Source organism: Streptomyces sp. SAS_281 (assembly GCF_052542855.1).
In genome coordinates, this window is record NZ_JBMNDO010000010.1 from 70605 (window position 1) to 96790 (window position 26186).

A 26186-nucleotide genomic window follows, 5' to 3' on the forward strand; every position below is an offset into this window, starting at 1 on the left:
AGGCCGAGCGAGACGAGGGCGGCTGTCCTGTCGCAGTCCGAGTGGCATAGGGCTCCGGACCTGGAATGCTCGGAAAATTTTGAGACGCCTAGTTGTGAGGTCGTCGCAACCTGCGCCGGGTAGCTCCTCGTTCGGCATATGCGGAGAGGGATCTTTCGATCTGGTCGGCGGTCTCTCGCAGGGAATGGACGAACCACATGCCCCCGTCGAACCGGGGGATCAGCTCGACCTGGAGTCGGTTGTTGAACTCGTCGATGAACTGCCCGAAGCCGTGTCCCCGTGCGAGGGCGAGTGAGCGCCAGTGAGGTGAGGCGTAGAGAGCGGTGGTCGTGACGGTTTCCGGGTAGCGGGCGATGAGACGGCGGTGGTCACGGTTGCTGCCGTGCTGGAGCCGGGGGAGGGCTTGGACACGTCGCGCTGTGTCCTCGTGGCGGAAGCTGCGGCTGGAGAGGTCGTGCCAGAGCTTGGCTCCGCGCTCGTAGCAGGTGGCGAGGACGACGGGGCCGTACTTGTGGAGAAGGCGGTGGTGACGTCGTTGGGCGTGCAGAACGTCGGGGAGACCGGTGAGGTCGGCTTGGATTTGGTAATGCCCCGCTGGTTCTCCGATCCAGAGCCTGTGGCGGAGGCAGACCTGGTGGTGGAAGCGCGAGCGCCAGGCGGTGACCTGATGAATGCGGTTGTAGGTTCCGGTGCGACGGGCGACGCAGAGATGGCAGGGGACGCCCGGAAGAAAGTCCGGGCGGGAGGGGTGGAAAATCTTCGGCTGCTGACCGAGATAGGGGATCGCCTGCAGGAGGCTCTCCCGGGACTGTCCGCTGGCCATGCTGAGTCGGCCGATGTAGTCCTGCCGGGACTCCAGCCAGCTGCTCTGCGCGAGTGCTCGTCCGGGAATGACTCCGTTCGCCTCGCCCAGGCGGCGGAGGTAGGACTTCTCGGTCTCCTGTGGGAACGGGGTGACGGGGCGAGGGAGGGGCCTGGTCAGCCAGTAGTTGGTTGGTTCGCTCATCCGGCCCTCTGGCGGGAGGCGTTCTCGCTGTTGTGATCGATCCGGGTCTTCTTCAGCAGGCTCTGGGTGATGCGTTCGCTCTGGTCGAGGATCGCGGTGATGGCCGCAGCGCGGATCAGGTGAGAGAGGCTTCCGATCATGCCGCCGGTGCGCTGGTGCAGGTAGTCGGAGAGATTCACAAGCGTCTGCGGCTGGTGGCGGTGGAGGCGCAAGGTGTCCTCCAGAGTGGCGATCAGTGATCGCCATTCCGCGTTGCGGGGGAAGGCGCCGGTGCGGACCAGGGTGCAGCGTCCGCCCATCTGGCGGCCGCGGATGCCGGTGAAAACACCGGACTGTTCGACGTCGATGCCCGCATAGACGAAGGTCGCCGGCAGGTGCTCGGTGAAGTACTTCAGATGATCGGAGAGGTCCTCGCCGGCGGTGGTTGCGTGGTTCAGGAGATGGATCTCATCGACGAGCACCAGGTCCGTCCGGGCCTCGATCATCACCTGGCAGACGACATTGGTGATGTCGATCGTGTTGTGACGGGCCGAGACGGAGGGCAAGCCGAGGAAGCGGGCGAACTCAATGGCGAGTTTCCGGGGCGACCCCTTGGGCGGGGCTGTCAGATAGACGACCGGGATTCCATCGCTGTCGGGATGGCGTTGGCGGACGCGCAGTTCGTGGAGACGGCCGAGTTGTTTGAGCGCGGTGGTCTTGCCCGTGGTCTGCTGACCGGAGACGATCAGGCCGCGCCGGGCTCCGGTTTCACGCTGGTTGAGCAGGGTCAGCAGGCGCCCTTGATGGGCGATCTCCCGGACGGCCGAGGTGCGTACGACTTGAAGTTCGGAGTGGTAGAGGATGCGGGCATCGTCATAGGACTCCTGATCGGCGGGGCTCAGCGAACGCCACCGGTCTTCGGGCAGCAGATCGAAACTGGTTTGGTCTGCTTCGACGAACTGCCGCCAGCCGGTGAGCTGCGTGGTGGGATCACGCCGCGACTCCAGCCCGGCAGCGCCACCAGTGTCCGGGTCCGGCATGTTCACCACCACTTCTCGGCCTCCTTGCGGGTATCGAAGATTCCGAGCGGGACGACGTCGGCGAGGGCGCCCTCGCCTTCCTCCGGTTCCTCTGCGTCGGGAGGTGGTGGCTCAGCAGGCGTTGCAGGAGCCGGCCGGGGCCAGGAGGGAGCACTGGTGGTCCGGGTCCGGGCGGCAACCTTGCGGTCCTTGCGGCTGCGGCCAGAGGGCCTGCCCGCCGTGTCCCGGGGGCCGTCGGCGGCCCGGTCCAGGAGAGCGACCGCGGCCTGCGCGATCTCCTCCTCGGTGACCGGATCGGCACCCCGCTCGGCAAGGACCCGGCGGGCGTGGTCCCAGGCCAGTTCACCCATCGGCATCGGAGCGGTGCGCAGATGCCGCCAGATCGCGGTGATCCAGCCGCCCTCACGGTGATTGCGTACCCAGATGCGAGAGATGTCGTAAGGGTCGTAGTGGACCTCCCACCCTTTCCCGCCCGGGCCGACGCCGGATGACTGGCGGCGGAACGGCGTCAACTCCGTACTGTCGTAGGTGCGGTGACCCAGCCGGATCCCGTAGGAGTTGATCGTCCGACGGCAGCGGGGCAGCAACTCGATGTACTCGTCCGGGCTGAGCGCGACCGGAACGTGTCCGGCCGCCGCAACGAGCGCGGCGTACTTCTCGTTCGGACTCAGCGCCTTGCCGGGCATCAGCGGGTCGCGCAGGCCGTCGTGCGGGCGGTTCTGCCAGATCACGATCCACTCCTGGAGCAGTTCCTGGAGCTGATGCATCGACCAGACCGCCTGCGCTGCCGGATCGGTGCCGCGGTGCTCGGTGCTGCGGCCCTTGTGACCAAGGAGGTGCGAGACGAACATCGTGGCCACCGAGCCCAGCGTCGTCTCGATGTGCGGCTTGTCCGTCGGAGTATCGGGATGCGCGGGCTGGAAAGAGATGCCCAGCGACTGGCAGGCCGAGCGGAACGTGTCGGAGATGTAAGCCTTGCCCCGGTCACAGACGATCGTCTCCGGCGTGATCACTGGGATCGCCGCCGCTTTGGCCAGCCGCTCGTCCAGCGCCGTGAGCGAGACGTGCGGCAGCACCGAGCGAGACATCCGCAGCGCGTCGGGCCAGCCCGGACGCATCGGCTCCGGCGTCATCGCCCGCGCCAGCAGCAGCGCGGCATCCACCGCCTTCGTCGAGGGCCGCAGCACCGCCGCGGCCAGCGTGCGGGTCGCGATATCGACGATGCCGGTCAGCTCCACGGTGTCCACCGTGCCGTCGTCGTGAACGACCAACACATCCAGCGGAGTGGAGTCGATCTCCATCACCTCCCCTGGCCGGACCGCGGTCAGCTGGCCGAACATGCCATCGGGCTGCTTGGCCAGCGAACGGCGGGTGCGGGCCGAACCCAGCGTGTGCCGGCCGGAGGAGACCGCCTTGAGCAGCCGGTAGAACGTCGCCCGCGACGGCAACGGCACCACCCCGGCCCCGTGCTCGTCCTCCAGGAGACGTTCCATCCGACGCCGCAGCACCTGTGCAGAGACCGTGGACCTGGCTGTCTGCTCTTCCACGACCTTCCGCAGAGCCGCCACCACCCGCCGGTCGGCGCGGCCCGTGCCGTCCGGGGCCGAACGCAGTCGCGGATCGACCAGACCGAGCACACCCTCCCGTTCGAATCGGGCCCGCATGTCCTGCAGCACGGTCAACGACACCGCCGTCCCCGCCGCATCCAGTTCAGCGACCTTCGTCAATTCTCGCTGTCGCAAGGAGCGGACGGCCGGGTCGTACTCGCCTCTCACCGGCCCGTGCGGGTCATTGAATGGGCGGCCGGTCAGCATCTCCACCAGGTGCCGCTGCCACCATCCGGCCCGCTCAACTGCCTTGGAGGGAAGTCCTTCCAGCACCCCGGCCGCCGGCAGCACTGTGCGCACCGAAACCGGCGTGACCACCTCGAAGTCCTCGCCGGCCAGCAGATGGGCGAGCATCACCACGCTAGCCGACTGTGCTTCGTCGACCAGCCGGACCGCGGTCCCCTCCAGCGCGGCCACTGTCTGCAGGCGGCCGTCGAAGCGGACCAGGTCACCCGCTCGCAACAGCCGCGGACGCAACGGCATCCTGACCCCCTTCCCGCACCACGCCGAGCCGGACTTCCGTGTCCGCGGCCAACAGTCCGGCCCCCAGGTCCGCAGCCAGGACCTGCCGCCAGAGCAGGTGGAACAGCACTGGAAGCACCGCGACCGGATCGCCCACGTGGCGAACCCCGTCCAGCAGCCCGCCTCCCCCGGCGAAAACTGCCATCAGCCGGGCAGCGACCCCGGCGCGGTGCACCCGCGGATGCCGATACCCCGCCAGCCACCGGACGTTCGCCATCAGCACCGCATCCGGCACCCCCACCCGGGCGAAATCCCAGCCCACCAGCGAACACGCCGCCGCGGTCGCGGCAAACTTCACCGCATCGGGCGGCTTGATCCGTTCATCGGCGCGGACGTCGACCACCAGAGCAGTGCCGTCCGCGCGGCGTACGAAGAAGTCCGGCGTGTGCCGGATCCGCTTTCCCCCCGGTCCCGTCCACATCAGCCGGAACGGCTGCGAGGCCATGCCCGTCACCAACGGATCGAAGTCGAGCAGCATCAGCCGGTCCCGCTCCAGCCACGACTCGTAGCCCACATGCCCGCCGCAGGTCACCGACCAGTACCAGCCGCACCGGTTGCCCTGCCCCCGGAAAGTCGGGAACCGGCGCTCGGGCCGTACCGATTCGAACGGCACCGGCCACAGCCGCCCCAGCGAACCCCGCTCACGGGCCCCGGCAGCGCTGACGTACTCCAGCTCGACGTCTTCCACCGACAACACGCTCGTATCCATCCGGGCCTCCGGTACGACGCCGACCAGTCGCGAAGACCGTACGGAAGGCGGCGATGACGTACCCGGAGAAGACCGAGACACCCCACCAATCGCCCGGAGATGGCTGAGACGTCAGCTCAGTTGCCCGGAGACGACCGAGACTGCCCGGACATCACAGAGACAGGACAGTGATCTCCGCGAGTCACGACGGGGTGGCGGTGTGGGAGGGAACACTTTTGCAAGCGGCTGCTTGCAAAAGTTAGCAAGCGGGGGCAGCATCGAGACATGGCCTCACTCAACGTCGGCAATCTCGGCGAGTACCTGCGGGAGCAGCGCCGCAGCGCGCAGCTCTCCCTGCGGCAGCTCGCCGACGCCGCCGGGGTCTCCAACCCCTACCTCAGCCAGATCGAGCGCGGGCTGCGCAAGCCGAGCGCCGAGGTGTTGCAGCAGGTCGCGAAGGCGCTGCGCATCTCCGCCGAGACCCTGTACGTCCGGGCCGGGATTCTGGACGAGCGGCAGCAGGACGAACTGGAGACGCGGGCGGTGATCCTCGCCGATCCGTCGATCAACGAGCGCCAGAAGAGCGTGCTGCTCCAGATCTACGCCTCCTTCCGCAAGGAGAACGGTCTGGACGACGAGCCCGGGGCAGACGCTCCCTTCAATGCCGACGGCAGTGCTGCCGATACAGCTTGAGAGCTCCATCACCCTCACACCCAGTCTGATGATCCGGGAGGACCACAGTCATGGCCATCACCGATGACCTGCGCAAGACCCTCACCGACCCGACCCCCCTCTACTTCGCCGCCGGCACCGCCGACCTGGCCGTCCGCCAGGCCCGCAAGGTGCCCGCGCTGCTCGAACAGCTCCGGGCCGAGGCTCCGGAGCGGATCGAGGCCGTACGGAACACCGACCCCAAGGCCGTTCAGGAGAGGGTCACCGAGCAGGCCCGGGAGGCGCAGGCCGTCCTGCAGGCCAAGGTCACCGAGGTGATCGGCGCCTTCGACACCGACCTGAAGAAGATCGGCGAGAACGCCCAGGACCTGGCGCTGCGCGGGGTGGGCGTGGCCGCCGAGTACGCGGTACGGGCCCGTGAGACGTACGAGAAGGTCGCCGAGCGCGGCGAGCGCACCGTGCGGACGTGGCGGGGCGAGACCGCCGACGAGATCGTGGAGATCGCCGTCGTCGTGGAGCCGCGCAAGGAGTCCGAGCCGGCTGCCGCGCCGAAGCCGGCCCCCACCACGAAGGCCGCTCCCGCCGCGAAGCCGGCCGCCGCCAAGCCCGCCACCACCGTCAAGCCCGCCACCACGGCAGGGCCGGCCGCCGAGAAGCCGAAGGCCGCGGCTGCCGAGCCGGCCGCTGCAAAGCCCGCCGCCGCCAAGAAGGCGCCGGCACGGAAGCCCGCGGCGAAGAAGGCCACCCCGCCCTCCGGCAAGTAGCACCGATGCCCCCGGCAGGTGTGCCGGGACGGCGGGCGGGCACATTCCGGGTGGCTCGTGCGTTGTCCCGGTACCTTGGCCGCGAGGCGCTTTCACCCGACTAGGCGGTGCACATCATGTTGCTCGACGGTTTCAACTCGTTCCTCGGGCTGCTCTCCTTGGCCATGCTCGTTCTCGCCGTGGTCGCGCTGGTCATGGCCCTGATGGCCCGCGAGGACGCCTACCGAGCCGCGGACAAGCAGAAGAAGTCCTTCTGGCTGATCATTCTGGGCATCGTGGTGGCGGTGAACCTCTGGCCCATCTTCATCTTCCTGCAGATCGCCGGCCTGATCGCCACCATCGTGTTCTTCGTGGACGTACGGCCCGCCCTCAAGGCCGTCAGCGGTGGTGGCCGCCGACGCGGCGGCTCCAGCAGCGACGGCCCGTACGGTCCCTACAACGGCGGGCGCTGAGCCCGCGCCGGTGAGGCCGGGCGCGGGCGCGGGATGTGCACACTCCGCGCGCCGCCCGGAGCCCGGTGCCGGGCGGTGTCCTGGTCGCGGTCGAGCAGCAGGACCGCGACGTCGTCCGTCAGCTCGCCGCCGTTCAGCTCCCGCACCTGGGCGACCGCCGCTTCCAGCAGTTCCTCGCCGGTCAGCCCCTCGGCGAGCTGCCGGTTGACCATCGCCACCATGCCGTCCTGGCCGAGGCGCCGCGTGCCGTCGCCGACGCGGCCCTCGATCAGCCCGTCCGTGTACATCATCAGGCTCCACGTGCCGCCCAGCTCCACCTGGCGGCGCGGCCACCGCGCTCGCGGCAGCAGGCCCAGGGCCGGTCCGCCGTCCTCGTAGGGGAGCAGCTGCGCCGCCCGTCCGTGCCGGGTGATCAGCGGCGCGGGGTGCCCGGCCAGGCACAGGCCCGCGCGGCGGCCGTCCGGGGCGATGTCCACCGTGCAGAGCGTCGCGAAGATCTCCTCGCTCTCCCGCTCGTGCTCCAGGACCTCCTGGAGCGTGGAGAGCAGCTCGTCGCCGCACAGCCCCGCCAGCGTCAACGCGCGCCACGCTATGCGCAGTTCCACGCCGAGCGCCGCCTCGTCCGGGCCGTGGCCGCAGACGTCGCCGATCATCGCGTGCACCGTGCCGTCCGGCGTGCGGACCGTGTCGTAGAAGTCCCCGCCGAGCAGCGCGCGGCTGCGGCCCGGGCGGTAGCGCGCCGCGAAGCGCAGGTCGGAGCCGTCGAGGAGCGGGGTGGGGAGCAGTCCGCGTTCCAGGCGGGCGTTCTCCTGGGCGCGCAGCCGGGACTCGGTGAGCTGGTGCTGTGCGACGTCGGCCCGTTTGCGCTCGACGGCGTAGCGGATGGCCCGGCTCAGCAGCCTGCTGTCCAGCTCGCCCCGGAAGAGATAGTCCTGTGCGCCCACCCGGACCGCCTCGGCGGCCAGCTCGGCGTCGTCCTCCGCGGTGAGGGCGAGCACGGCGTGCCGGGGCGCGATCCGCAGGACGTGCTTGAGCGTGGCGAGCCCGTCCTCCTCGCCCTCCCCGTCGCCCCGGGCCTCGGCACCGACCGGCAGGGCCAGGTCCAGCAGGATGCAGTCCACGTCGTCGGTGAGGAGCCGGCCCGCCTCGGTGAGGTTCCGGGCGGCACGGATCCGGACCCGGGCACCGGCCGCGGCGGAGAGCTCCGGGGCGGTGAAGGTGCCCGCCGGGTCGTCCTCGATCACGAGGAGGGTGAGGCCGGCGCCGGAGCTGCTCTCCGCGGCGGGTGCGGAACACGGCTGCGGTACGGGTACGGGCATCGGTTCGGGTTTCCTTCCCTCCCCCCGAGGGCGCGGCGGAACGACGATCGACGATCCGCCAGACGGGGACCATAGCGGTCCGGACCACGGGAACGGAATGCCGACCCGCCCACCCGGCCCGGCATACGCGCCGTCATAAGCCGCGTCCCGCCACGGATCAGGCACGATGGGCCGCACCGGGGCGGCCGGTGCCGGCATGACAAAGGTCACGCCGCCCGGGCCCCGTGCAGTGGCCCGCCTCACGCGGACGCGCACCCGCCGAGGGGCCGGGCCGCCGTCCGCCCGAGGACTACGCGTCGGGGCGGACCACGCCGAGTATCTGCATGGAGCCCGCGCCCGCCAGGGTGACGTCGCGGCCGGGGCGGGGGGCGTGGACGATCTGGCCGTTGCCCACGTACATGCCGACGTGGGTGGCGTCGGCGTGGTAGATGATCAGGTCACCGGGGCGCATGTCCTTGATCGGGATGTGCGGCAGCAGCCGCCACTGCTCCTGCGAGGTGCGCGGGATCGGGCGGCCCGCCGCCCCCCACGCCTGGGACGTCAGCCCGGAGCAGTCGTACGACTTGGGTCCCTCCGCGCCCCACACGTACGGCTTGCCGATCTGCGAGGTCGCGAAGGCCACCGCCTTCTTGCCGAGCGGGCTCGCGTCCCGGTTGATCTCCTTCAGCGCGCCGGAGTCGAGCCAGGCGCTCTGCGCCTGTCGCGCCGCCTCCCGCTCGAGTTCGAGGAGCCGGGCCCGCTCCTCCTTCTCCAGCTGCGACTCCAGCTTCTTCGCCGCCGCTATCTGCGCGTTGATCTTCTTCTTGGCCTTGGCCTGCTTGACCCGGTCGGCTTCCAGCTTGGTCCAGTTGATGCTGGCGTCCTTGGTGTACGTCTCCAAGTCCTGCTGGGTCCTCTTCAGTTGCGCCAGGAGCCCCTTCGTGGCGTGCTGGCCCTGGCGCGTGCGGCTGATGCCGTCGAGGAAGAGCTGGGGGTCGCCGCTGAGTATGAGCCGCGCGCCCGGCGGGAGCCCGGCGTTGCGGTACTCCTCGCGGGCCTGCGCGCCGGCCCGGTTCTTGAGGGCGGCGATCTTCGCCTGGCCCTCGACTATCGACTGTGCCAGCCCGACCAGCTCGCCCGACTGCTTCTTCGCCCTCTCCTCGGCGAGGTTGTACGCGTCCGTGGCGGCGCCCGCCTCGAGGTACAGCTCGTCGATCTCCGCGCGCACCTCTTCCAGGCTCTTCCCGCCCCCGTCGGCGGACCCGGGCGGCGTCGGTGCGGCGACTGCCTGGACCGGCGAGGCGAGGACCGCCAGCGCGCAGACCAGGGTCATCGCGGCGGCGGCACAGTGGCGTCGGTACACGAGCTCCCCCTCCGAGCAGTTCCCAACTGTTCGAGCAGTCCCGGCAACCTGATGGACCAACCATCTGATTAACCGTCAGTAACATGTGGCGTCGACCAGATCGTGCCATGCCGTACTGAAAAGCAACAGAGGCAGACACACTCCGGCCTTCGGGGGCACTTCGCTATTCCGTCACTCCCCGCCACCCCCGCGCCCCCGATGTCCCACCCACTCCGACGAACGATGCCCGCCGGCCGTTCCCGCCGCGGGGGTGAATCCTGGCGCAACGAAAAAGCGCCTCCGAACCGCCCGGGTGCGCCCCCTCACCACCCCCGGGGCTCCAGCGCCTCCCACGCCACCGTGACCTCGCCCTGGCGCCACCGGCGCACCCCGTCCGTCAGCGGCCAGCCACCCGAAAGCGCCCGCACCGCCGCGATCCAGCGCTGCCGGGCCCCCAGCGAGGCGTAGGGTGCCGCGGCCGCCCACGCCCGGTCGAAGTCGCGCAGGAAGGCGTGCACCCGCTCGCCCGGGACATTGCGGTGGATCAGCGCCTTCGGCAGCCGTTCGGCGAGATCGGACGGCCGGTCCAGCGAGCCGAGCCGGGTCGCGAAGGTCACCGTGCGCGGCCCCTCCGGCCCCAGTGCCACCCACACATGCCGGCGCCCGATCTCGTCGCAGGTGCCCTCCACCAGCAGCCCGCCCGGCGCCAGCCGCTCGCACAGCCGCTGCCAGACGCCGGCCACCTCGCCCTCGTCGTACTGGCGCAGCACGTTCGCCGCCCGGATCAGCGCGGGCCGCTCCGGCAGCGGGATCTCGAAGCCCCCGTGCCGGAAGGTGAGGCCCTCGCGCGCGTACGGCTGCGCGGCGGCGACCCGCTCCGGCGAGATCTCGATACCGACCACCGCGGTGCGCGGTTCGGCGGTGCGCAGGCGTTCCAGCAGCTCCACGGCGGTCCAGGGCGCCGCCCCGTAACCGAGGTCGACGGCGACGGGAGTCTCGGCGCGGCGCAGGGCGGGGCCGTGCGTGGCGGCGATCCAGCGGTCCATGCGGCGCAGCCGGTTCGGGTTGGTGGTCCCGCGGGTCGCGGTGCCGATCGGGCGCATGACACAGAGCGTAAGGCGGACGCGGGCGCCGCGCGGGCGGGAGACCGTCCGGAGGCCCCACCGCGTCCGCGGCGTAATGATTTGGCAAAGCGGAAATGAAAGGAGGGATTCCGCTGTTCCCCACCTTCGAAGGGACCGTGCGCCCCTTCGGTGTCGTGCCGTGAACCGTGCGGGCACCGGGGCCCAGCGAGGAGGACGGACGACGTGACCCAGTACGTCTCTCGGCTCGGCAGCAGCCGTGGCGCACCGCGTCGCAGGTTCCCCGCAGGCCTCACCGGCTCCTTCGCCCCCGGCCACCGCAGGCCCCGCCGCATCGCGATGCTCTCCGTGCACACCTCCCCGCTGCACCAGCCGGGGACGGGCGACGCCGGCGGGATGAACGTGTACATCGTGGAGCTGGCCAAGCGGCTCGCCGCGATCAACATCGAGGTCGAGATCTTCACCCGCTCCACCACCGGCGGGCTGCCCTCCGCCGTGGACCTGGCGCCCGGTGTCCTCGTCCGGCACGTCGACGCGGGGCCGTACGAGGGCCTGGCCAAGGAGGAGCTGCCCGCGCAGCTCTGTGCCTTCACGCACGGTGTGATGCAGGCGTGGGCCGGTCAGCGCCCCGGCTACTACGACCTCGTCCATTCCCACTACTGGCTCTCCGGACACGTCGGCTGGCTGGCCGCGCAGCGCTGGGGCGTTCCCCTCGTGCACGCCATGCACACCATGGCGAAGGTGAAGAACGCCGCGCTCGCCGAGGGCGACACCCCCGAGCCGGCCGCCCGTGTCATCGGCGAGACCCAGATCGTGGACGCCGCCGACCGGCTGATCGCGAACACCGCCGAGGAGGCCGGCGAGCTGGTCCGGTTCTACGACGCCGATCCGCGGTCCGTGGCCGTCGTCCACCCCGGCGTCAACCTCGACCGTTTCCGCCCCGGCGACGGCCGGGCCGCCGCCCGGGCCCGCCTGGGGCTCCCGCAGGACGCCCTGATCCCCCTTTTCGCCGGCCGCATACAGCCGCTGAAGGCGCCCGACGTGCTGTTGCGGGCGGTCGCCGTGCTGCTCGACCGGGATCCCGCGCTGCGGTCCCGGATCGTCGTGCCCGTCGTCGGCGGCCCCAGCGGCAGCGGCCTCGCGAAGCCGGAAGGGCTGCAGAAGCTCGCGGCCCGGCTGGGCGTCGCGGACGTCGTACGGTTCCATCCGCCGGTCGGGCAGGACCAGCTGGCCGACTGGTTCCGGGCCGCGTCCGTGCTGGTCATGCCCTCGTACAGCGAGTCCTTCGGGCTCGTCGCGGTCGAGGCCCAGGCGGCCGGGACGCCGGTCGTGGCGGCGGCCGTGGGCGGCCTCCCGGTGGCCGTACGCGACGGGGTCAGCGGCTTCCTGATACCCGGGCACGACCCGGCGGCGTACGCCCAGGCGCTGGAGCGGTTCGCGCAGGCGCCGGAGCTGGTCGCCCGGATGGGCGGCGCGGCGGCGGCGCACGCCCAGCAGTTCGGCTGGGACACCGCTGCGGCGGCCACCGCGGAGGTGTACACGGCGGCGATCCAGGAACACCGCAGGCGGACCCGCACTCGTCACGCGTGACCGGGCCGTACCCGGCGGGCGCGGCCGCGTAACCCCCTGCCCCACCCGTCCCGACCGCGCGCCTTTGCCGGCTGACGTACGCTCGAAACATGGCTGACGCACCCGTACCGGCGAAGAACGAGGCCACCCGGGCCGCCCAGGTCCTCGAAGCGAGCTTCGCCGACGCCGGGCTCGACTGGGAGAGCCCCGCACCGGGCAGCTACGTCGTCCAGCTTCCCGGCACCCGCAAGCTGGCCACCACCTGCTCACTGATCGTCGGTGCGCACAGCCTCTCCCTCAACGCCTTCGTCATCCGGCACCCCGACGAGAACGACGCGGCCGTGCACCGCTGGCTGCTGGAGCGGAACCTGCGTCTGTTCGGCGTGAGTTACGCGATCGACCAGCTCGGGGACATCTACCTCACCGGCAAGCTCCCGCTGTCCGTGGTGACGCCCGATGAGGTGGACCGGCTGCTCGGCTCGGTGCTGGAGGCCGCGGACGGCGCCTTCAACTCCCTGCTGGAGATCGGTTTCGCGACCGCGATCCGCAAGGAGTACGCCTGGCGCGTCTCGCGCGGCGAGTCCACCCGCAATCTCGACGCCTTCGCGCACCTCACCCGGAGGCCGGCGGACTGACCTCGCGTCACCCCCGTACGCGCGTCGCGGACTCGATCTCCCGGAGCGTGTCCTCCAGGCGGGGCGCGACCTCGTTCCAGGTCCACTGCAGCTGCTCCCCGGACGTGGCGCGCGGCACGGTCTCGACCAGCATGATCAGGTACAGGTACGCCCGGTAGAGCGCGAGCCGCAGTCGCAGGGACGCGGTGAACTCCACGGGGCCGTCCGGCGCCTCTTCCCCGTAACCGGTGAGGAAGTCCTTGTCGTCCGCGATGTCACCCAGCAGGGCGAGCGACACGAAGTCGGCGACCGGGTCGCCCCAGAACATCCGCTCCCCGTCCACGACCCCGCCCACCCGTCGTGCGCCCGGCTCACCGGTGACCAGGATGTTGCCCTGCCACAGATCGAAGTGGACCAGGGCCGGCCGGGTCACGTCGTCCAGCACGTACGAGGCGGCGGCGAGCGTGGTGCCGATCTCCGCGACCGTACGGGGGAGCCGTGCCGCGTAGGTCCGCGCGTCGGCCAGGACCGCGTCCGTCATCGTCGTGAACGCCTGGCGCCAGGTGGGTACGAGCGGGCCGAGCGCCTGCGAGGGGTAGCCGAATCCGCCTCGCGCGGGCGCGCCGTGGAGTCGGCCGACGATCCGCCCGAGCTCCGTGCGCAGCCGCGCCTCCTCACCGTCGGCCATGGCACCGGTCAGCTCGTGCCAGGGGCGGCCGGGGCGGGCGGACATGACCACGTACGGGCCGGCGGGGGCGGCCGGATCGAGCTCGGCGCGCACGAGAAGGGGAACGGCGGGCTCGTCCTCGGCGACCTGGTAGAACGTCACCTCGTTGACCAGCAGACCGTGTTCGTACGACAGGTGGTCCCCGGCGGCCGGCGGCGGCACCTTCACCACCCAGTCCCGCCCGTCCGCCAGCCGGACGCGGCTGACGGCGTTGTACGTGCCCCCGGTGAGCGGTTCGCAGGAGGCGACCAGGCCGGGCGGAACGGACAACGCGCCGATGACATCGGAGAGAACGGAATCGATCGGCACGGCGGGCTCCCCCTGAACGGTGTGCGCGAAGTGATCACGACGTCGTCACGATCACGTGCGATGCCCAAGGTAAAGGATTGCCAAACCACAGCGGGCTCATAGAGTTGGCTCACCCCCACGCACCCCCATTTCAGCCGCGCCGAACCCGGCGGGGCTGCTCGCGTGCGGGCGAAACACTTTGAGCAGAAGGACGGGCCATGCGACCCACTGTCATACGCCGTACCGCCGTTGCCGCCACCGTGATGTCCCTGGCGCTGTTCACCGCCGCCTGCGGTTCGGACAGTGACGACAAGGACGGCGGCAAGGCGGCCGGCTCCTCGGCACAGCCGTCGGAGAAGGGTGCCGACAAGGGCGCGGAGGCCCCCGCGAAGGCTCTGTCCGCCGCCGAGCTGGAGCAGGTCTCGCTGGCGCAGGGCGACGTCAAGGACCACAAGATCACCAAGGCCGGTCCGGCCGACCTGATCGACGCCAAGGCCGTGACCGCGGACAAGGAGTCCTGCGACGTCCTCGGCGACGCGCTGATGGGGGCCAAGGCCGGTTCGCCCGCCGCCTCCACGCAGCGCAAGGTGGCCAGCGTGCCGAAGAAGGGCGCGGACAAGGACATCGCCGACCCGGAGGAGGCGTTCAAGGCCGCCTTCGACATCACGACCACGATGACCACGCTCGCGTCGTACGACGGCAAGGGCGCCGAGGAGACGCTGGCCGCGCTGCGCACCGCCGCGACGGACTGCGCGGGCGGCTTCACGCTCACTGTCGCCGGGGACAAGCAGAAGGTCGCCAAGATCGCGGAGGAGCGGGTCAAGGGCGGCGAGGAGGCGGCGGCCTGGACGGTGACGGTGGAGTCGGACGGCGAGAAGAACACCCTCAAGCTCACCGCGCTGCGTCAGGGCGCGACGCTCGCCACGCTCAGCTCGATGAACCTCGCGGCCGCGGGCTCCGGCGAGGACTTCGACCTGCCGACCGCGGTCATCGACGCCCAGGCGAAGAAGCTCGCCTGACCTTCCGTCAAGGAAGCGGAACGAGCCGTACGACGGTGACGGTCAGGACCGACCCGGAGACGTAGTAGAGCACGATCGCCCCGGCGACCGTCGCCTCCCGGCGATCGTGCTCCCCCTTGACGGCGGTCGACCCGTGGCCGTACGGCTCACGCCCCAGGGTCGCCGCCATCTCGTCCCGGAATGTTTCACCGTCCGCCATCTTGGCAAGGGTGTCGTCGGCGGGCGGCGCGTAGGAGATCCGGAAGCTCAAGCGACGCTCCGCCTCTCGGCCTCGTCCCGCGCCAGCCGGTCCAGAATCCGCTCGGCCTCCGGATCGGGCACGGCCTCCAGCATCCAGTGCCGCATCACGGCCTGGATCTCATGCACCCCGGCCTCGTTGATGGCCCGTTCGAACTCCGCCCGCCGCCCCTCCGGCAACGCGTCCCGGATCGCCGGAATGCTGTTGGGCACCTCGACCTCGGCACCCCCGACAAAGGTCTTCAGAGGCTCACCCATAACCGCCCTCCCGCTCTTCCCCGCATGGAGCAAGGGTACGGGCCGGGGTGACGCGCGTCACTTCCGCCTGCGCCACCACCTGGTTGGGGCGGGCGCCGAGTCATGGGTGTCGGCGACGGGTTGCCGCGGCAGACCTCGTACGGCGGTACGTATCCGGTCGAAGCCAGCCACGGGATGACACGCCATCCCGCTCTCGCCGGGCAGCAGGACGCCGAGGCACACGAGCCGGAAGCTGCGTTCCTCGAGGTGGCGCCCCACGAAGACCGGCGCCCCGGCACAGCCGTGGGGGATGCGCCCGCCCCAGACGAACTCCTGTCCGTCGCCGCGCCGTACGATCTCACCGATGATCACGGCCTGTTCCCGCTGAGTGCGGTCCGGCCCCACGTCATGGCCCAGTACATACGCCGGCATCGGACCGTCGCCCAGCAACGCGAGGTCCTCCGGCTTCGCGGCGATGCCGTCGGTGATTTCATCGGTCGCCCACGCCCACTTCTTCCGCCGCGCGAGCGAGTGCAGCACACCTGCGGGCATGACGGAGACGCCAGTGTCACCGAGGGGCGTCCAGCCCTCCTGGAACCCCATCATCATCAGGCCGTTCGCGCTCATGGGGGATTCCGAGAGCCCGGGCCGCAGACGTATCTCGGCGAGGTCGTACCGGGTCAACGCCCCTGCGGTCATGAGGTACTGCGCGTACGTTTCGTTGTCGTCGTCCACGGCGATGAGGTCGTTGAACCAGAACGCGGTCCCGAAGGTATCGCCGCGGTGGGCCTGCTGGTACGGCAGCGTGGAGCGGCCGCAGTTGTCGAGGATGGCATCGATGATGGACCGGTGATCGGTCGTCTGCGCGGACACAAGAGCCGAACTTATCGGAGCTCATGCGTCAGACTCCCGCTCATGCCCACACGATCTGACATGGCTCTCGAGATGCACCTCGGGCGGATCCTCTCTGCCGCTACGGAGGAAACCGTCAAGAGCGCGCTTGCCGCGACTCTGCGCCACATTCGGTCCGGCACCGGAGGGAGGCGAAAGGGGGGAAAGCGGCTTACGGAACTCCTTGGCGCGGCGCGACTCACGGCCGCTCAGGCGGAGGAGTGGGAGGTCGTGCGGTCACTTCAAGATGCTCTTCACTACGCGGAAGGAAGACTGCTCAGACCCGACTACGAAGAGAAGTACCGATTGCGTTATGTGGATCACGGCCCTCGTGACGAGCTGGGGCTCGGTTCGATTTCGAGAACCGTGGCCATGATGAACGAATTCTGGTGTGCGGAAGCCGAGAGATACCTCGAAGACCATCCTGATTGTAGTCTTGCGGAGATCGTGCAATACGTTCGCGGGCTGGGTGCGGACGCTCGATTCATGCAAGCCCCCGCAGAAGATCCGGCGCGCTACTACATACCTCGTGGGATGGCAGAGCACGCGCTGTGGACCGAGCGAGTGCTGAACAATCGGGTGGAGATAAAAGATCCAGCGGGAGCCGCGCGCCGAATCGTGTCGTCCCCCGAAGCGCTTGCGGTCCTCGGGGCGGACACAGACGGCCGTACGGTCCTGCTTGCGGCAGAGCTGCAACGCAGGGCGACCCACCTGCGTGAGCTGCGGCGACTGGCTGAAGATGCCACTACGACCGAGCACGCTCTGCAGAGGGCCCTAAAGGGGATGCACTGGATATTCGGCGGACACTTCATCGGGGAAGCCCGGCAACGAAGGTTGGTGCCTGGAGACGAGGTTGACATCCCGCTCATCCGCGGTGACGGCTCTCTGTACATCGTCGAACTGAAAAGAGCTGCTGGTGTGAAGCTGGTGAAGGAGCATCGAGGCTCCTGGGTGCCGAGAAGAGAGGTGTCCGAGGCCATTGGTCAGGCCATCAACTACCTCGTCGGCCTGGACGAGAGCCGAGAACGAATATTGACGGAGTTCGGGATCGATACGCGTCGGGCGAGCGCACTCGTCCTCATCGGGCACCCGCTGAGTCAGCCAGAAATTGCTGAAGCGGAAATCAGCGAGGCTCTGCGCATTCACGCATCACATCTGAACCGGGTTGAAGTCCTCACGTACAAGGAGCTGATCGACAGCGCGGAGAGAGCCCTCGCGTTGGGTGATGTGATCTGACGTAAGGTCTGCTCGCTCAGCGGGGTGCCACGCGAAGGCCCCCGTCCGACGATGCAGGGCGGGGGCCTTCGCGGGGGCAGTCGTTACTTCTTGCCCTGGGTCTTGCGGTAGATCGCGGCGACCAGGGTTTTTGCAGGTGGGGGCGATGATCGACTTGGGGCGAGCGGTCGCCGTTGGTCGTCATCGGGTGCCCTTGAGCAACCTCGGACGGCCCAGAGACGGCCCAGGCAGATAACCGTCGGCCTAGGAACTGATGGGCAACTCGCGAGCTCGCTGGCGCGCTTGGGCCCGCAGCTCCTTCAGACGGCTGTGATACGCGTTGTGGCGGTTTTGGTCGAGGTTCAGCGGGAGGTCGAGTCGGGTGATGAGTTGTGACTCCAGCTCCCACGGTTCGTCCTGCTCTATCCAGCACACTCGTGCGTTGTCCGCCATCCACTGGCTCAGAGCGGCTTTGCCTGCCTTGCCGAAGGTCATCTGCTTGCCGCTGCCCACGCGGCGCAGTTGAAGTCCGAGCAGGCACCCCAGAGTGAGCCGCAGCGTCGAGCCGGCCGCGTTGCCCCGGTAGTGATAGCGCACCCGCTTGCGCAGGTTCTGGGCACTGGTCCGGTTAGCCATGTACCGCGGGGCTATCCCGACGTACAGCAGGCGCCCGTCGCCCAAGTCCGGACGGCGACAGCCGGCAGAGGGCTCGGACGCACCAAGACCTCTTGTGCCGACCACAGCCGGTTGGGCTTGACGAGAGGGGTAGCTTCCACGAGGCCTCCGAGCATGGCTGATCGTCGAAGGTTACCGGTAGCCGCTGGGCCTGCCCCGGTCCGCGTGGAATCAGTTTGAGCGGCATTGGTGATCCAGCGTGGAACGTGCCGGCGGACGGGATGACTGGGGGGTGGTACACCAGAAGGCCAGCCAGACAGCGGCTCTCGTTGACCACTGCTCACCGTACGTGGTGGCATGGCTCTGCCGCGGCTTCCATCTGATCCGTAGCTCTAGCCGGGCCGGTCAGCGACGGTCATACCGGCGGTTACGAGGGTCCGGAGAGACGGAGGCGGGCGGGGGCGGTTGCTGCGGTTGCGGTACGCCGCTGCTGTACAGCGGCCATAGCCACAGACGGCGCCTTCGGATTGATGCCACCCTCGTCATCGCTCGGTCTTGGCCAGTGGATCAGATAGCGAAAGGTCTTGTCCCGACTCTTCCGGACCTGTGCAACCCGGGGCGCACATCGCCCTAGCGGCCCGGCCTACCTCTGCCCTCGTCGACTGGCCGCGTCCGACGGTGACTCCCCCCAGCTTCCTGCGGACGTTCTGTCATCAGCAGGTGCCCTTCCTCCGGGACGCGCACTCGTGTTCGACTTCCTTCAATCTCCCCCACGCCGGCCTCCCGGCAGCCAGAATGCTTCAAATAGGGTCCAAAAGACACTTCACGAGCGCACGGAAGGGCAACATGAGCGGACAGTCAGCCATAAACGAAAGCTCCATCTTGAATGGACTTCGGCGAATATTTCGCGGAGATGCGACAGCAAGCGGTGACTTCACTCTACGAGACCCCATACCTCTGCCCAACGGCCCAAAAATCACTGGCGCGAGTAGTGCCGAAATAGCAGAAATCGCAACTCGCCTTGACAGTGCAAAATCAAAATCCGAGAGCTCATTCCAGTGGGAGAATAAAGCGGAGTTTTCCTTGGTTTCACTCGACCAAGTCGGCGCTTTCGACAGATTTTTCGAAGATAAGACGTTTGAGGGGCAAGGCGATGACCCTGTGATTTTTGCGGTCGGTAGGCCATCTCGAGAATTCACCGCTTACCTCTTGTGTAAGTTCACACAAAATTCAGTCCTCCTGACATCTGGAAGAGCCAGGATGCTACTGAACCGGATACGCCAAATAAGCAGTGATCGCCCGCCCCTAGGCCGTCGCCCGTTCGAAGGCGACTCGCTTTTTGATGTCCTCGCCGAGGGCCTTCGCGCCACCACGCTGCAAATCAGCGCTACCAAATCGCGCGCAGATTTTGAGACACTCGCCAATTCCTTCCTTTTTCATGCTGCCTACAACACAGATGCGGCAGCCCGAATCGGCCTAGAAGCAATGTTCCGACCGCAAGCCATCCAGCGGGTAAGGAGGAGTCAAGACGGCTCTCTTGACGCACCCAGGCAGACGTACGACGCGGACCTGGTACACCACTACCTCATGGGCGTCGCCGCAGAAATCCCGCTACTCGAATACCTGGCTTACTATCACATCGCTGAGCATTTTTTCGAGAAGATTTTCAATGAAGACCTGATAAGTCAGGTGCGGTCGGGCATCACCGACCCATCTTTCTCTGCTCGTCGAAATAAGGACATCCAGTCCATCGTTAAGATCGTCACAAGAATTAAGGGGCAGATCAAGGATGAAGGCGGGGTGAATGAACAACGGGCACTGCAACTGGTACTTGATAGATTCGTAAGCATCCCCCGCCTCGTAGCTGACCTCGACGCTTACGACGCGAGCCTGATTGATTACTACGCAAATAGCGATGTTCCCTTTGCTGGTGCAGGCAAAGCGAACATTCGCACACACGATGAAGAGGCAGTGCGCGGCGCAATCGCAAAAAGAATATATAAAGTCAGAAATGCCTTGGTGCATGCCAAAGAAGGAGAGCTGCCAAAATATGCACCTTTCGCACACGATGAGGTTCTGGCTCGCGAAATTCCCCTGATGCGATTTACGGCCGAACGGATCGTTATTGCACAAGGAAAGGTTCTGTGACCTTCCGGAGTACGTAAGTGCCTAATCCCCTGGAGCTGCCGCACCAATGCCCAAGGCGGGAATTATCGTATTAACGGACGACCCGTCCGAATCATCGAACCTTCCGACTTCAGAGTTCCGCAGAATAGCGGCACGGTAGAAGGACGGTCCGGATCGGCACACACTCCTCCTGCGTTGAGTCCTCCCCGTTCTTGGCACCGGTCGACGTCCCGGTGATCTACGAGGCCTGCGACTGCCCCTGTCACTCGACGCCCGGCCGGTCCGCGCCCGTGGAGGTGGCGCTGTGAGGCCTCAAGTACCCGGCGGCGCACTGGTCTCCCACATCGAGGTCGCCGCGGCCACCGTGCAACGCGGCGACATCATCCAACTCGGCGGCCAGGCATGCCGGGTGAGAGACCTCTTCCAACTCCCCCAGGGGGCCAAACAGCTCGTCTTCGAGTCGGGCGAACTGCTGGCCATACACACGCGTACCCGGCTCGTCGCCGTGCGACTGCTGAGAAGGCGGTGACCGGCTCCGTGCCCCCTCGTCACCACGACATCGCCGACGATCTCCGCCACCAGATCACGACGGGCCGCATCAAGCCCGGCGAGCGCCTATCATCCGAAGTCGGCTTGGCCGCCCGGTACAAGGTCAGCACGGTGACCCTGCGACGTGCCCTCGCCGTGCTCCAGGGCGAGGGGCTCGTCGAGAAGATCCACGGCAAGGGCAATTACGTCCGTCGCCCTCGCCGCAAGATCATGTACGTCGGCGGCTGGGGCACGCTGGACCCCTGGACCGCGGCTGAGCCGACGCTGCGCATCACGGTTCGCAGCACCACGGTTCCGGCCTCCGTGCACCTGACGACGTTGCTGAAGGTGCCAACGGGCAGCCCTCTCGCGGAGTACACCTGCCTCAGCCTCGAACAGGGGGCGCCGCACGGGCTGGCCCGCATCTACATCCCGCGCGACCTGGCCCCGGCCGGAGTCCTCGACGACGACTTCGTGTGCCGGGAGGCAGCCACGCGATTCGCCGTCCTCGGCCCGCCGCCGGCCACCATCCGAGAGACGGTCTGCGCCCGTTCCCCCACCCCGGATGAAGCCTTGGCCCTCCGGATCGGAAACAGCATGGCCGTTCTCGCGATCACGCGCATTGCCACCGACGCCGCCGGCCGCGTCGTTGAAGCCGCGCTCCTGGCCTTTCCGGGAGACCGCGTCGACGCAGTCTTCACCGCCCACCACCTGCTCGACGAGAGGCAGACCTAAGGATGACGACCCCGAACGAACTTCGGCTCCTCCCGTGGTCGGGCTGGAGGGACAAGCCCTGCTACCTGAGCACCGACGACCCGGACGGCTACATGTCCCGCCTCGCGGACAGCGTCGAAGCGGTCCAACTCGACACGGCAGCAAAACTGGTGGAAGAGGCCTCAGAGGCTTTCGACAACCAGGACACGTCCATTGACGAGATGCGGTGCCTGGTCAAGGAGCTCACCGTGGCTCTGCGGGACATCCTCCGCGTCGCAACGAGCCGCGGCCACCTCCTGGCAACGAGCGATCCGCGTGAGCCCGCTTATTGATCTACAGTCCCGCCGACCAGCACAGCAAGAGAGGCCCATGGCTCTGACCAGCTCAGACGCCATGGGCTTCTGGCTTTGTCTGCCGAATCCGGCCGACCTTGGACGGCCCGCCCGGGACGTTCAAGCGATCTAGGGACAGCAAAGACGGAGTCGCTCATCGCCCCCGATAATGAGGGCATGCACATGAGGAGATCGAGGTGGCTAGGCCCACTCTGCTTACTGTGTGCCGGGGCGGCCTTCTATGCCGTGCTGTCCGACGCGCAAGAGAAGGAGAAGGCAGGCACTGTATCCCACTGCAGGCAGGCAGTAGATGGTATCTGTGGGCCGCTTCCGGACCTGGACACCGAGCGAAACACGGACCTCACCCCCCTCTTCTCTGACCCGGAGACGATTCCGTTCGAGCTGCCTTACACCCTTCTCCCAGACGGGACTGCGGCAGGTGAGGCCGTGATCTCCTGTACCGCAGGGGGCGACATACGCATCGGCCTGACAGCCGAAACATACGTGGACGCGGTGGTGACGGTACTCGGAGGGCCGTACGACATCAGCGACTGGCAAGGCCGCACCGTGGAGCTATCAGAAGAAGCAGTCACGATCACCTTGAGAAACCCTACTCCCGGGGATGCGTCTTCATGTTCGCCGGGGGGCTACACCGTAGACGTCGAGTCCGCATGAATAGGGCGGGGTGAGCGCTGGCATCTGTGGAACCTCTCCGGTTAGTAATAGCAGCCGAAGTCGCGTTCTCAGCTTGGGAATCACTGCCTCTCGAAGCAGATTGCTCCCACCAAGACTGGAAGCTTCACTCCCCGGCCACTCAACCAGCCTTGACTCTGACCCGGTTGCCCGCAGCTGACCGTGGCAAGTGACACGCTACTGGCACGGCCGCCAGCTGTTCAGCGGGCTTCATCTGCCGCTGATGGCTACGAGAGACATCAGCCATGCAACGGTAGGGACAACGGGCGGATCAGCTTTTCGCCTCGCGGAACCGACATCATGGAATGCGGCAATCCTCTGAGCATCTCGGCAAGGCCACGCTCCTCCTCGCTAGTTGCGAATAGTACTTGACTCCCCTGTGCGCCGTTCATTGCAGCACGCCGCAACAACTGTTCAAAGCTCGGCCTAGCCGCTTCCTGTTGGCGAGGCTCATCGAATACGAGCAGTTGCAGGTGATTCCCAGTAGCCTCTCTTGAAACTTCCATAAAGGAGAAAAGATATGCCCAGATAACGCGGATCATGTCGCTTGCAGATAGGTCGAATCCAAGATCAAATCCTTCATGGACTGGCCTGTAAGTCTTTTCTGAGATATCTACGGTGTGAGGTTCCATGGACCTGAATCCATAACTGCGGAGTTGTGAAACAAGCGATCCGCGAAGTTTGTCAATCTTGGCTGCATCGGCTGCGTTCAGATCGCGGTTTCTGATCCGCGAAAGCTCGTCCTTGTTGCGTCGCCACGTCTGCGAGAGCGAAGCGAGTTCTTCGAGAGATGAATCGATCGTGTCTCGTAGACCACGGAGGGACGCGAGCCGGCCCTCAAGCTGGATGCGCTCCGCCAATGTAGCTGCATCTGGCAAATCGCTGGGGCTCACCAGTGCATCCTTCTGTGACCTGATCGTGGAACGCAAGGCTACGAGCTCTTCCCGAATTCTCCCGGAGCGGACTTGCTCTCGCGCGACTACCCGACGGGCGTCCTCAGCCATGGAGCGGAAGGTTGCTAGCTCCTTTTCAAGATGCGAAATACTGTCCTCGATCGAGAGAGGGAAGTCTGTAATCTCGAATCCATCAGGCAATGATTGGCCGCAGGTCGGGCAGTTTTCGTACAGCTCTTCTAGGTGCTCGGAGGAGCCTAGATGGCGCAAGAGGGCGGCATCCTTGTGTTTCCTTAGATCCTCCTCCATCGCCTCAATCCGAAGCTCGATTGAATTGGATCTCCGCTTCGATTGTTCAAGTTCCTCCAGGGCGTTGGACAGCAGCAGAGCGAGCTGGACACTCTGCTCTTGATTCTCGAGCAGGGCACGCTCGATCTCTGGTGCTGCCTCACCTGTTGAAGCTACGCGGCGCTGTGCAGCAGCTTCTAGCTTCTCTGCAAGTCGATCAATTTCGACTGAGAGAGGGATCCATCCTGTGCCGGCGGCGACTTCTGATGCCACCCGGTCGTCCAGGCGCCAGTCCCGCGTTGGCTTCTTCGGCACCCCGCGGACCAGCACGCCGCCGCGCCTAGCTAGGTCCTCGATCCCGGCCTCTGCAGTCCTCCAGTCGGATTCGATTAGAGTCACGGCAGATTCCAACCTCTGGCGCTCAATAATAGTTTCCATGGCGTCGAGGTTAAGGATGAACTCTGCAGAACGCTTAGATACGTCCTGAATTCCCAAATATGTGGGAATCCTTGCTTGGACGCCAGACCATCCGTGCTTTTGTTCCACAAAAAAGTACGGGAACAGGCATTCTAGGTACAGCGGCCCCTCGCTTCCGTCCATGCGAGTTACGCGGGGGAGGTCCCACCCAAGGAAACTTGCTAGTTCGTGATGGAATCCGGCCTCCCTCTGAGCGGCCCCCTGTCGTCGAACAAAGAAGTCGCTGGCCGAGTATTCCTCGTACGGATTTGTTAGTGCGGGTCCTCGCGTAACCCTAATTAGTGTCCTGTCGAACCTTTCACTACGTACTGCGCGGCGCACGGTAATGATCTCATCGCGGGAGTTTTGGATCTCTAGCGCGACTTCCGAGGAAAGAACCTGGTATTCGGACCCTTCGACCTCAATAGAGTCGGTCATGGCGTGAGGGAGCGGGACGTCTCGGCTCGGGCTCAACATGCCTTCGAGTCCCAAGGCATAGATGATGGATTGCAGGCAAGTGGACTTTCCGCTTGAATTGTCTGCGCGCAGAATATTGAGACCGGGGGAAAATTCTAGTTCAGTCCCGCACACCGGTCCTGCTGTCTGCACCAGGAGCTTCAGTTTCCTGAGTTTCAGCATAAGGCTAGCTCCGGTCGAGAAGATCGCTAACGGATTTCTGTGTGATTCGGGTTGGGAGGGTCGACAGGAAGTTCTTCTCCGGAATCAGAACCGTTTTTTGCGACCAGAGTTTGTTTGCCCAGCGCTCGCCTGCGGGAGTCAGTGAGACCGTAGTATTGGGGTTGCGCTTCGCTAGTCCTGCTGCAATAGCCAAATTGATTGTGCGCGATGTAGAAGGGTCGTGACGAATGACTAAGGCCTGTGGCTTTCGGCCATTGATGAACCATTCGCTGATCACCTTTCTTCCATGGGTGGACCTGAGCCCCCACGTGAGCACGTGGATCTGTTCGATGTTTGCCGTGTTAGCCCTGCAGCGTCGCAGGGTTAGTGCCAGAGAAGCGAGGCGCCAAGAAATGCGCAAGTCGCCAGGAATTGGATCAGGTCGGCGCGTGAAGATGACTGAATTAGAGATGCCCGCAAAGAACCCTTGGAGTGTTTGGCTCATGATCCGCTCTCAATAGTCTCAAAGTCCAGAGGGCAGCGCATAAGCCAATCCGCAACGGCCCCCCAAGACATTGCGTCTGCGAGAGGCTCATCCAGAGTGGGAACCTGCCTGATAAGGTCCATTTTGAGAGAATTTACGATTCCGTTCACATCGGCAGGAGTGCTCGTGCTCCCCGGAGGGTACTCAAGCACCAGCTTGCGCTCCTTTCGGGTGCGCGTATCGATGGCTGCTTCCCATTGGTCTGGGTATTTTTCTCTCAGTCGATCGAGGGCGTTCTCGGAATCGAGGAACTGATTCACTAGCTGCTCCAGATAGGAAGCCCTAGATGCTGATGAGAGTTTGAGGCGGGACAGTTTCTCTAGTGCCTTTTCTGTGAGCTCATGGTTGCCAGTAATCCAAGTGCCGACATCGGAGGGTGGTGTAGGTACCAAATTGACCAACGAGATAGCTCGCTCAAGTACTTCGGCACGTTCCTTTGCGTACATGGCGTCGGTGGCCACGGTAATTTTGAAGTCAGGGGCGAGATGGGGAAGTTTCTTTTCACGCATCTCGATTGTCTTGGAAGACGCGTGCTTAACGAGTTGGGCCGAATCGAAAATGGGTACGAGAAAGATGTAGTGCTGGATAACAACGCCGCCCAGCAAGGCCACAAGATCCTTCTGCTTTGTTTCCAGTTTTCTGAGGTCGGTGGAAAGCTTGTCCCGATGCTTGTCGTAACGTTCACTGGTCGACAGAGGTTCAACCGGCGCGTAGCATTGAAATGCTCGGCCGCTGAAGGTGAAAGCTTCGATGCCTAGGTCACCGCCGTGGCGTGCTGGGACCTCTTGTACCTGATCGGCGCCGTAGTGCCGACGGGCAAGTAGGAGGCAGTGCTGTTCCCACTCATCCCCTGAGTACTGATGAGTTGCAACCAACAAGACCCCCAGCGGTTGTGGACTACTGCCCAATGCTCGTTGCAGGGGCTGACCGCCCCCCAACCCCAGGTCATGATAGTTAGTTTGCTGTGCTGCAATGCCGTTCTGCGCTGATTCGTAAGGTCGGCGGAGCGGGTTTGGCCGGTGTCCTGCCTGGTTTGGGGTCGAGCATGATCAGGGGGCCGTACGCTGGCCGGCAACTCGGGCAGGCTGTGATCCTGCCCGGAATTTGAACGAGTGGCCCCCTGGTCTTG

27 protein-coding genes are annotated in these 26186 nt (G+C 66.4%); 12 read left to right on the forward strand and 15 right to left on the reverse strand.

Annotation, left to right across the window (positions count from 1 at the left end; all coding sequences use genetic code 11):
• Positions 1–88 precede the first annotated feature (88 nt).
• The 4 genes from ACN6LM_RS06370 to ACN6LM_RS06385 are packed head-to-tail and all read right to left on the reverse strand — an operon-like array spanning position 89 to position 4863.
• Entirely contained in the window at positions 89–1006 is a 918-nt protein-coding gene (locus tag ACN6LM_RS06370; protein ID WP_445064268.1) for a hypothetical protein, read from the reverse strand.
• Positions 1003–2037 carry a TniB family NTP-binding protein gene (locus ACN6LM_RS06375; RefSeq protein ID WP_445064269.1) on the reverse strand — a complete coding sequence of 345 codons (1035 nt, stop codon included), beginning with the start codon at positions 2035–2037 and terminating at the stop codon, positions 1003–1005. Before ACN6LM_RS06375 ends, ACN6LM_RS06370 begins: the two co-directional genes overlap by 4 nt.
• Complete coding sequence (locus ACN6LM_RS06380; RefSeq protein ID WP_445064270.1) at positions 2028–4115, reverse strand: Mu transposase C-terminal domain-containing protein; 2088 nt, start codon at positions 4113–4115, stop codon at positions 2028–2030. The genes ACN6LM_RS06375 and ACN6LM_RS06380 overlap by 10 nt, the downstream gene beginning before the upstream one ends.
• Entirely contained in the window at positions 4081–4863 is a 783-nt protein-coding gene (locus ACN6LM_RS06385) for a TnsA-like heteromeric transposase endonuclease subunit (RefSeq protein WP_445064271.1), read from the reverse strand. Before ACN6LM_RS06385 ends, ACN6LM_RS06380 begins: the two co-directional genes overlap by 35 nt.
• A 264-nt stretch (positions 4864–5127) precedes the next feature.
• Between ACN6LM_RS06385 and ACN6LM_RS06390 the strand changes: the two genes are divergently transcribed.
• The 3 genes from ACN6LM_RS06390 (at position 5128) to ACN6LM_RS06400 (ending at position 6730) form a co-directional block, all read left to right on the forward strand.
• Entirely contained in the window at positions 5128–5535 is a 408-nt protein-coding gene (locus ACN6LM_RS06390) for a helix-turn-helix domain-containing protein (protein ID WP_164399903.1), read from the forward strand.
• Positions 5536–5585: 50 nt separating this feature from the next.
• Complete coding sequence (locus tag ACN6LM_RS06395) at positions 5586–6278, forward strand: hypothetical protein (protein ID WP_445064272.1); 693 nt, start codon at positions 5586–5588, stop codon at positions 6276–6278.
• Positions 6279–6394: 116 nt separating this feature from the next.
• Positions 6395–6730 (forward strand): DUF2516 family protein, encoded by a 336-nt coding sequence (locus ACN6LM_RS06400; RefSeq protein WP_445064273.1) that lies wholly within the window; start codon positions 6395–6397, stop codon positions 6728–6730.
• Here the strand turns inward: ACN6LM_RS06400 and ACN6LM_RS06405 are convergent.
• The 3 genes from ACN6LM_RS06405 to ACN6LM_RS06415 form a co-directional block, all read right to left on the reverse strand.
• Positions 6712–8049 (reverse strand): PP2C family protein-serine/threonine phosphatase, encoded by a 1338-nt coding sequence (locus tag ACN6LM_RS06405; RefSeq protein WP_445064274.1) that lies wholly within the window; start codon positions 8047–8049, stop codon positions 6712–6714. The genes ACN6LM_RS06400 and ACN6LM_RS06405 overlap by 19 nt on opposite strands.
• Positions 8050–8338: 289 nt before the next feature.
• Positions 8339–9391, reverse strand: a complete 1053-nt coding sequence (locus ACN6LM_RS06410; RefSeq protein ID WP_445064275.1) for an NlpC/P60 family protein — start codon at positions 9389–9391, stop codon at positions 8339–8341.
• 302 nt (positions 9392–9693) lie between these two features.
• Positions 9694–10473 (reverse strand): class I SAM-dependent methyltransferase, encoded by a 780-nt coding sequence (locus ACN6LM_RS06415; RefSeq protein ID WP_445064276.1) that lies wholly within the window; start codon positions 10471–10473, stop codon positions 9694–9696.
• Between the two features lie 204 nt (positions 10474–10677).
• Here ACN6LM_RS06415 and mshA point away from each other — a divergent pair, with 204 nt between their 5' ends.
• Both mshA and ACN6LM_RS06425 read left to right on the forward strand, forming a co-directional pair.
• On the forward strand, positions 10678–12042 hold the full coding sequence (gene mshA, locus ACN6LM_RS06420; protein ID WP_445064277.1) for a D-inositol-3-phosphate glycosyltransferase: 1365 nt from the start codon (positions 10678–10680) through the stop codon (positions 12040–12042).
• Positions 12043–12131: 89 nt separating this feature from the next.
• Positions 12132–12656, forward strand: a complete 525-nt coding sequence (locus tag ACN6LM_RS06425; RefSeq protein WP_445064278.1) for a YbjN domain-containing protein — start codon at positions 12132–12134, stop codon at positions 12654–12656.
• 7 nt (positions 12657–12663) lie between these two features.
• Here the strand turns inward: ACN6LM_RS06425 and ACN6LM_RS06430 are convergent, their stop codons facing one another.
• Positions 12664–13671 carry a phosphotransferase family protein gene (locus ACN6LM_RS06430; protein WP_445064279.1) on the reverse strand — a complete coding sequence of 336 codons (1008 nt, stop codon included), beginning with the start codon at positions 13669–13671 and terminating at the stop codon, positions 12664–12666.
• Positions 13672–13868: 197 nt separating this feature from the next.
• On the opposite strand from ACN6LM_RS06430, the gene ACN6LM_RS06435 reads away from it, so the two are divergent.
• Positions 13869–14669 (forward strand): hypothetical protein, encoded by an 801-nt coding sequence (locus ACN6LM_RS06435; RefSeq protein ID WP_445064280.1) that lies wholly within the window; start codon positions 13869–13871, stop codon positions 14667–14669.
• A 7-nt stretch (positions 14670–14676) separates the two neighbouring features.
• Here the strand turns inward: ACN6LM_RS06435 and ACN6LM_RS06440 are convergent, their stop codons facing one another.
• The 3 genes from ACN6LM_RS06440 to ACN6LM_RS06450 are packed head-to-tail and all read right to left on the reverse strand — an operon-like array spanning position 14677 to position 16016.
• Positions 14677–14919, reverse strand: coding sequence for a hypothetical protein (locus ACN6LM_RS06440; protein WP_161207978.1), 243 nt, complete (start codon positions 14917–14919; stop codon positions 14677–14679).
• A complete protein-coding gene (locus tag ACN6LM_RS06445; protein ID WP_073964763.1) occupies positions 14916–15164 on the reverse strand; it encodes a hypothetical protein in 249 nt (82 codons plus the stop codon). The genes ACN6LM_RS06440 and ACN6LM_RS06445 overlap by 4 nt, the downstream gene beginning before the upstream one ends.
• A 57-nt stretch (positions 15165–15221) precedes the next feature.
• Complete coding sequence (locus tag ACN6LM_RS06450) at positions 15222–16016, reverse strand: hypothetical protein (protein ID WP_445064281.1); 795 nt, start codon at positions 16014–16016, stop codon at positions 15222–15224.
• Between the two features lie 60 nt (positions 16017–16076).
• On the opposite strand from ACN6LM_RS06450, the gene ACN6LM_RS06455 reads away from it, so the two are divergent.
• Positions 16077–17270 (forward strand): Shedu anti-phage system protein SduA domain-containing protein, encoded by a 1194-nt coding sequence (locus ACN6LM_RS06455; protein WP_445064282.1) that lies wholly within the window; start codon positions 16077–16079, stop codon positions 17268–17270.
• A gap of 243 nt (positions 17271–17513) precedes the next feature.
• Here the strand turns inward: ACN6LM_RS06455 and ACN6LM_RS06460 are convergent, their stop codons facing one another.
• Positions 17514–17885: a GIY-YIG nuclease family protein gene (locus ACN6LM_RS06460; RefSeq protein WP_445064283.1), complete on the reverse strand. Its 372-nt coding sequence runs from the start codon at positions 17883–17885 to the stop codon at positions 17514–17516.
• 825 nt (positions 17886–18710) lie between these two features.
• On the opposite strand from ACN6LM_RS06460, the gene ACN6LM_RS06465 reads away from it, so the two are divergent.
• The 5 genes from ACN6LM_RS06465 (at position 18711) to ACN6LM_RS06485 (ending at position 22240) form a co-directional block, all read left to right on the forward strand.
• Positions 18711–20012, forward strand: coding sequence for a hypothetical protein (locus tag ACN6LM_RS06465; RefSeq protein WP_445064284.1), 1302 nt, complete (start codon positions 18711–18713; stop codon positions 20010–20012).
• A gap of 283 nt (positions 20013–20295) precedes the next feature.
• Positions 20296–20520 (forward strand): hypothetical protein, encoded by a 225-nt coding sequence (locus tag ACN6LM_RS06470; RefSeq protein ID WP_445064285.1) that lies wholly within the window; start codon positions 20296–20298, stop codon positions 20518–20520.
• Entirely contained in the window at positions 20517–21254 is a 738-nt protein-coding gene (locus ACN6LM_RS06475; RefSeq protein WP_445064286.1) for a GntR family transcriptional regulator, read from the forward strand. The genes ACN6LM_RS06470 and ACN6LM_RS06475 overlap by 4 nt, the downstream gene beginning before the upstream one ends.
• A 2-nt stretch (positions 21255–21256) precedes the next feature.
• Positions 21257–21565 carry a hypothetical protein gene (locus ACN6LM_RS06480; protein ID WP_445064287.1) on the forward strand — a complete coding sequence of 103 codons (309 nt, stop codon included), beginning with the start codon at positions 21257–21259 and terminating at the stop codon, positions 21563–21565.
• 177 nt (positions 21566–21742) lie between these two features.
• Positions 21743–22240, forward strand: coding sequence for a hypothetical protein (locus ACN6LM_RS06485; protein WP_445064288.1), 498 nt, complete (start codon positions 21743–21745; stop codon positions 22238–22240).
• 257 nt (positions 22241–22497) lie between these two features.
• On the opposite strand, the gene ACN6LM_RS06490 is transcribed toward ACN6LM_RS06485, so the two are convergent.
• Genes ACN6LM_RS06490 through ACN6LM_RS06500 form a run of 3 tightly spaced genes read right to left on the reverse strand, consistent with a single transcriptional unit; the run spans position 22498 to position 25935 of the window.
• Positions 22498–24534 carry an AAA family ATPase gene (locus ACN6LM_RS06490; protein WP_445064289.1) on the reverse strand — a complete coding sequence of 679 codons (2037 nt, stop codon included), beginning with the start codon at positions 24532–24534 and terminating at the stop codon, positions 22498–22500.
• Between the two features lie 4 nt (positions 24535–24538).
• Complete coding sequence (locus ACN6LM_RS06495; protein ID WP_445064290.1) at positions 24539–25018, reverse strand: hypothetical protein; 480 nt, start codon at positions 25016–25018, stop codon at positions 24539–24541.
• Entirely contained in the window at positions 25015–25935 is a 921-nt protein-coding gene (locus tag ACN6LM_RS06500) for a hypothetical protein (protein ID WP_445064291.1), read from the reverse strand. The genes ACN6LM_RS06495 and ACN6LM_RS06500 overlap by 4 nt, the downstream gene beginning before the upstream one ends.
• Positions 25936–26186 lie beyond the last annotated feature (251 nt).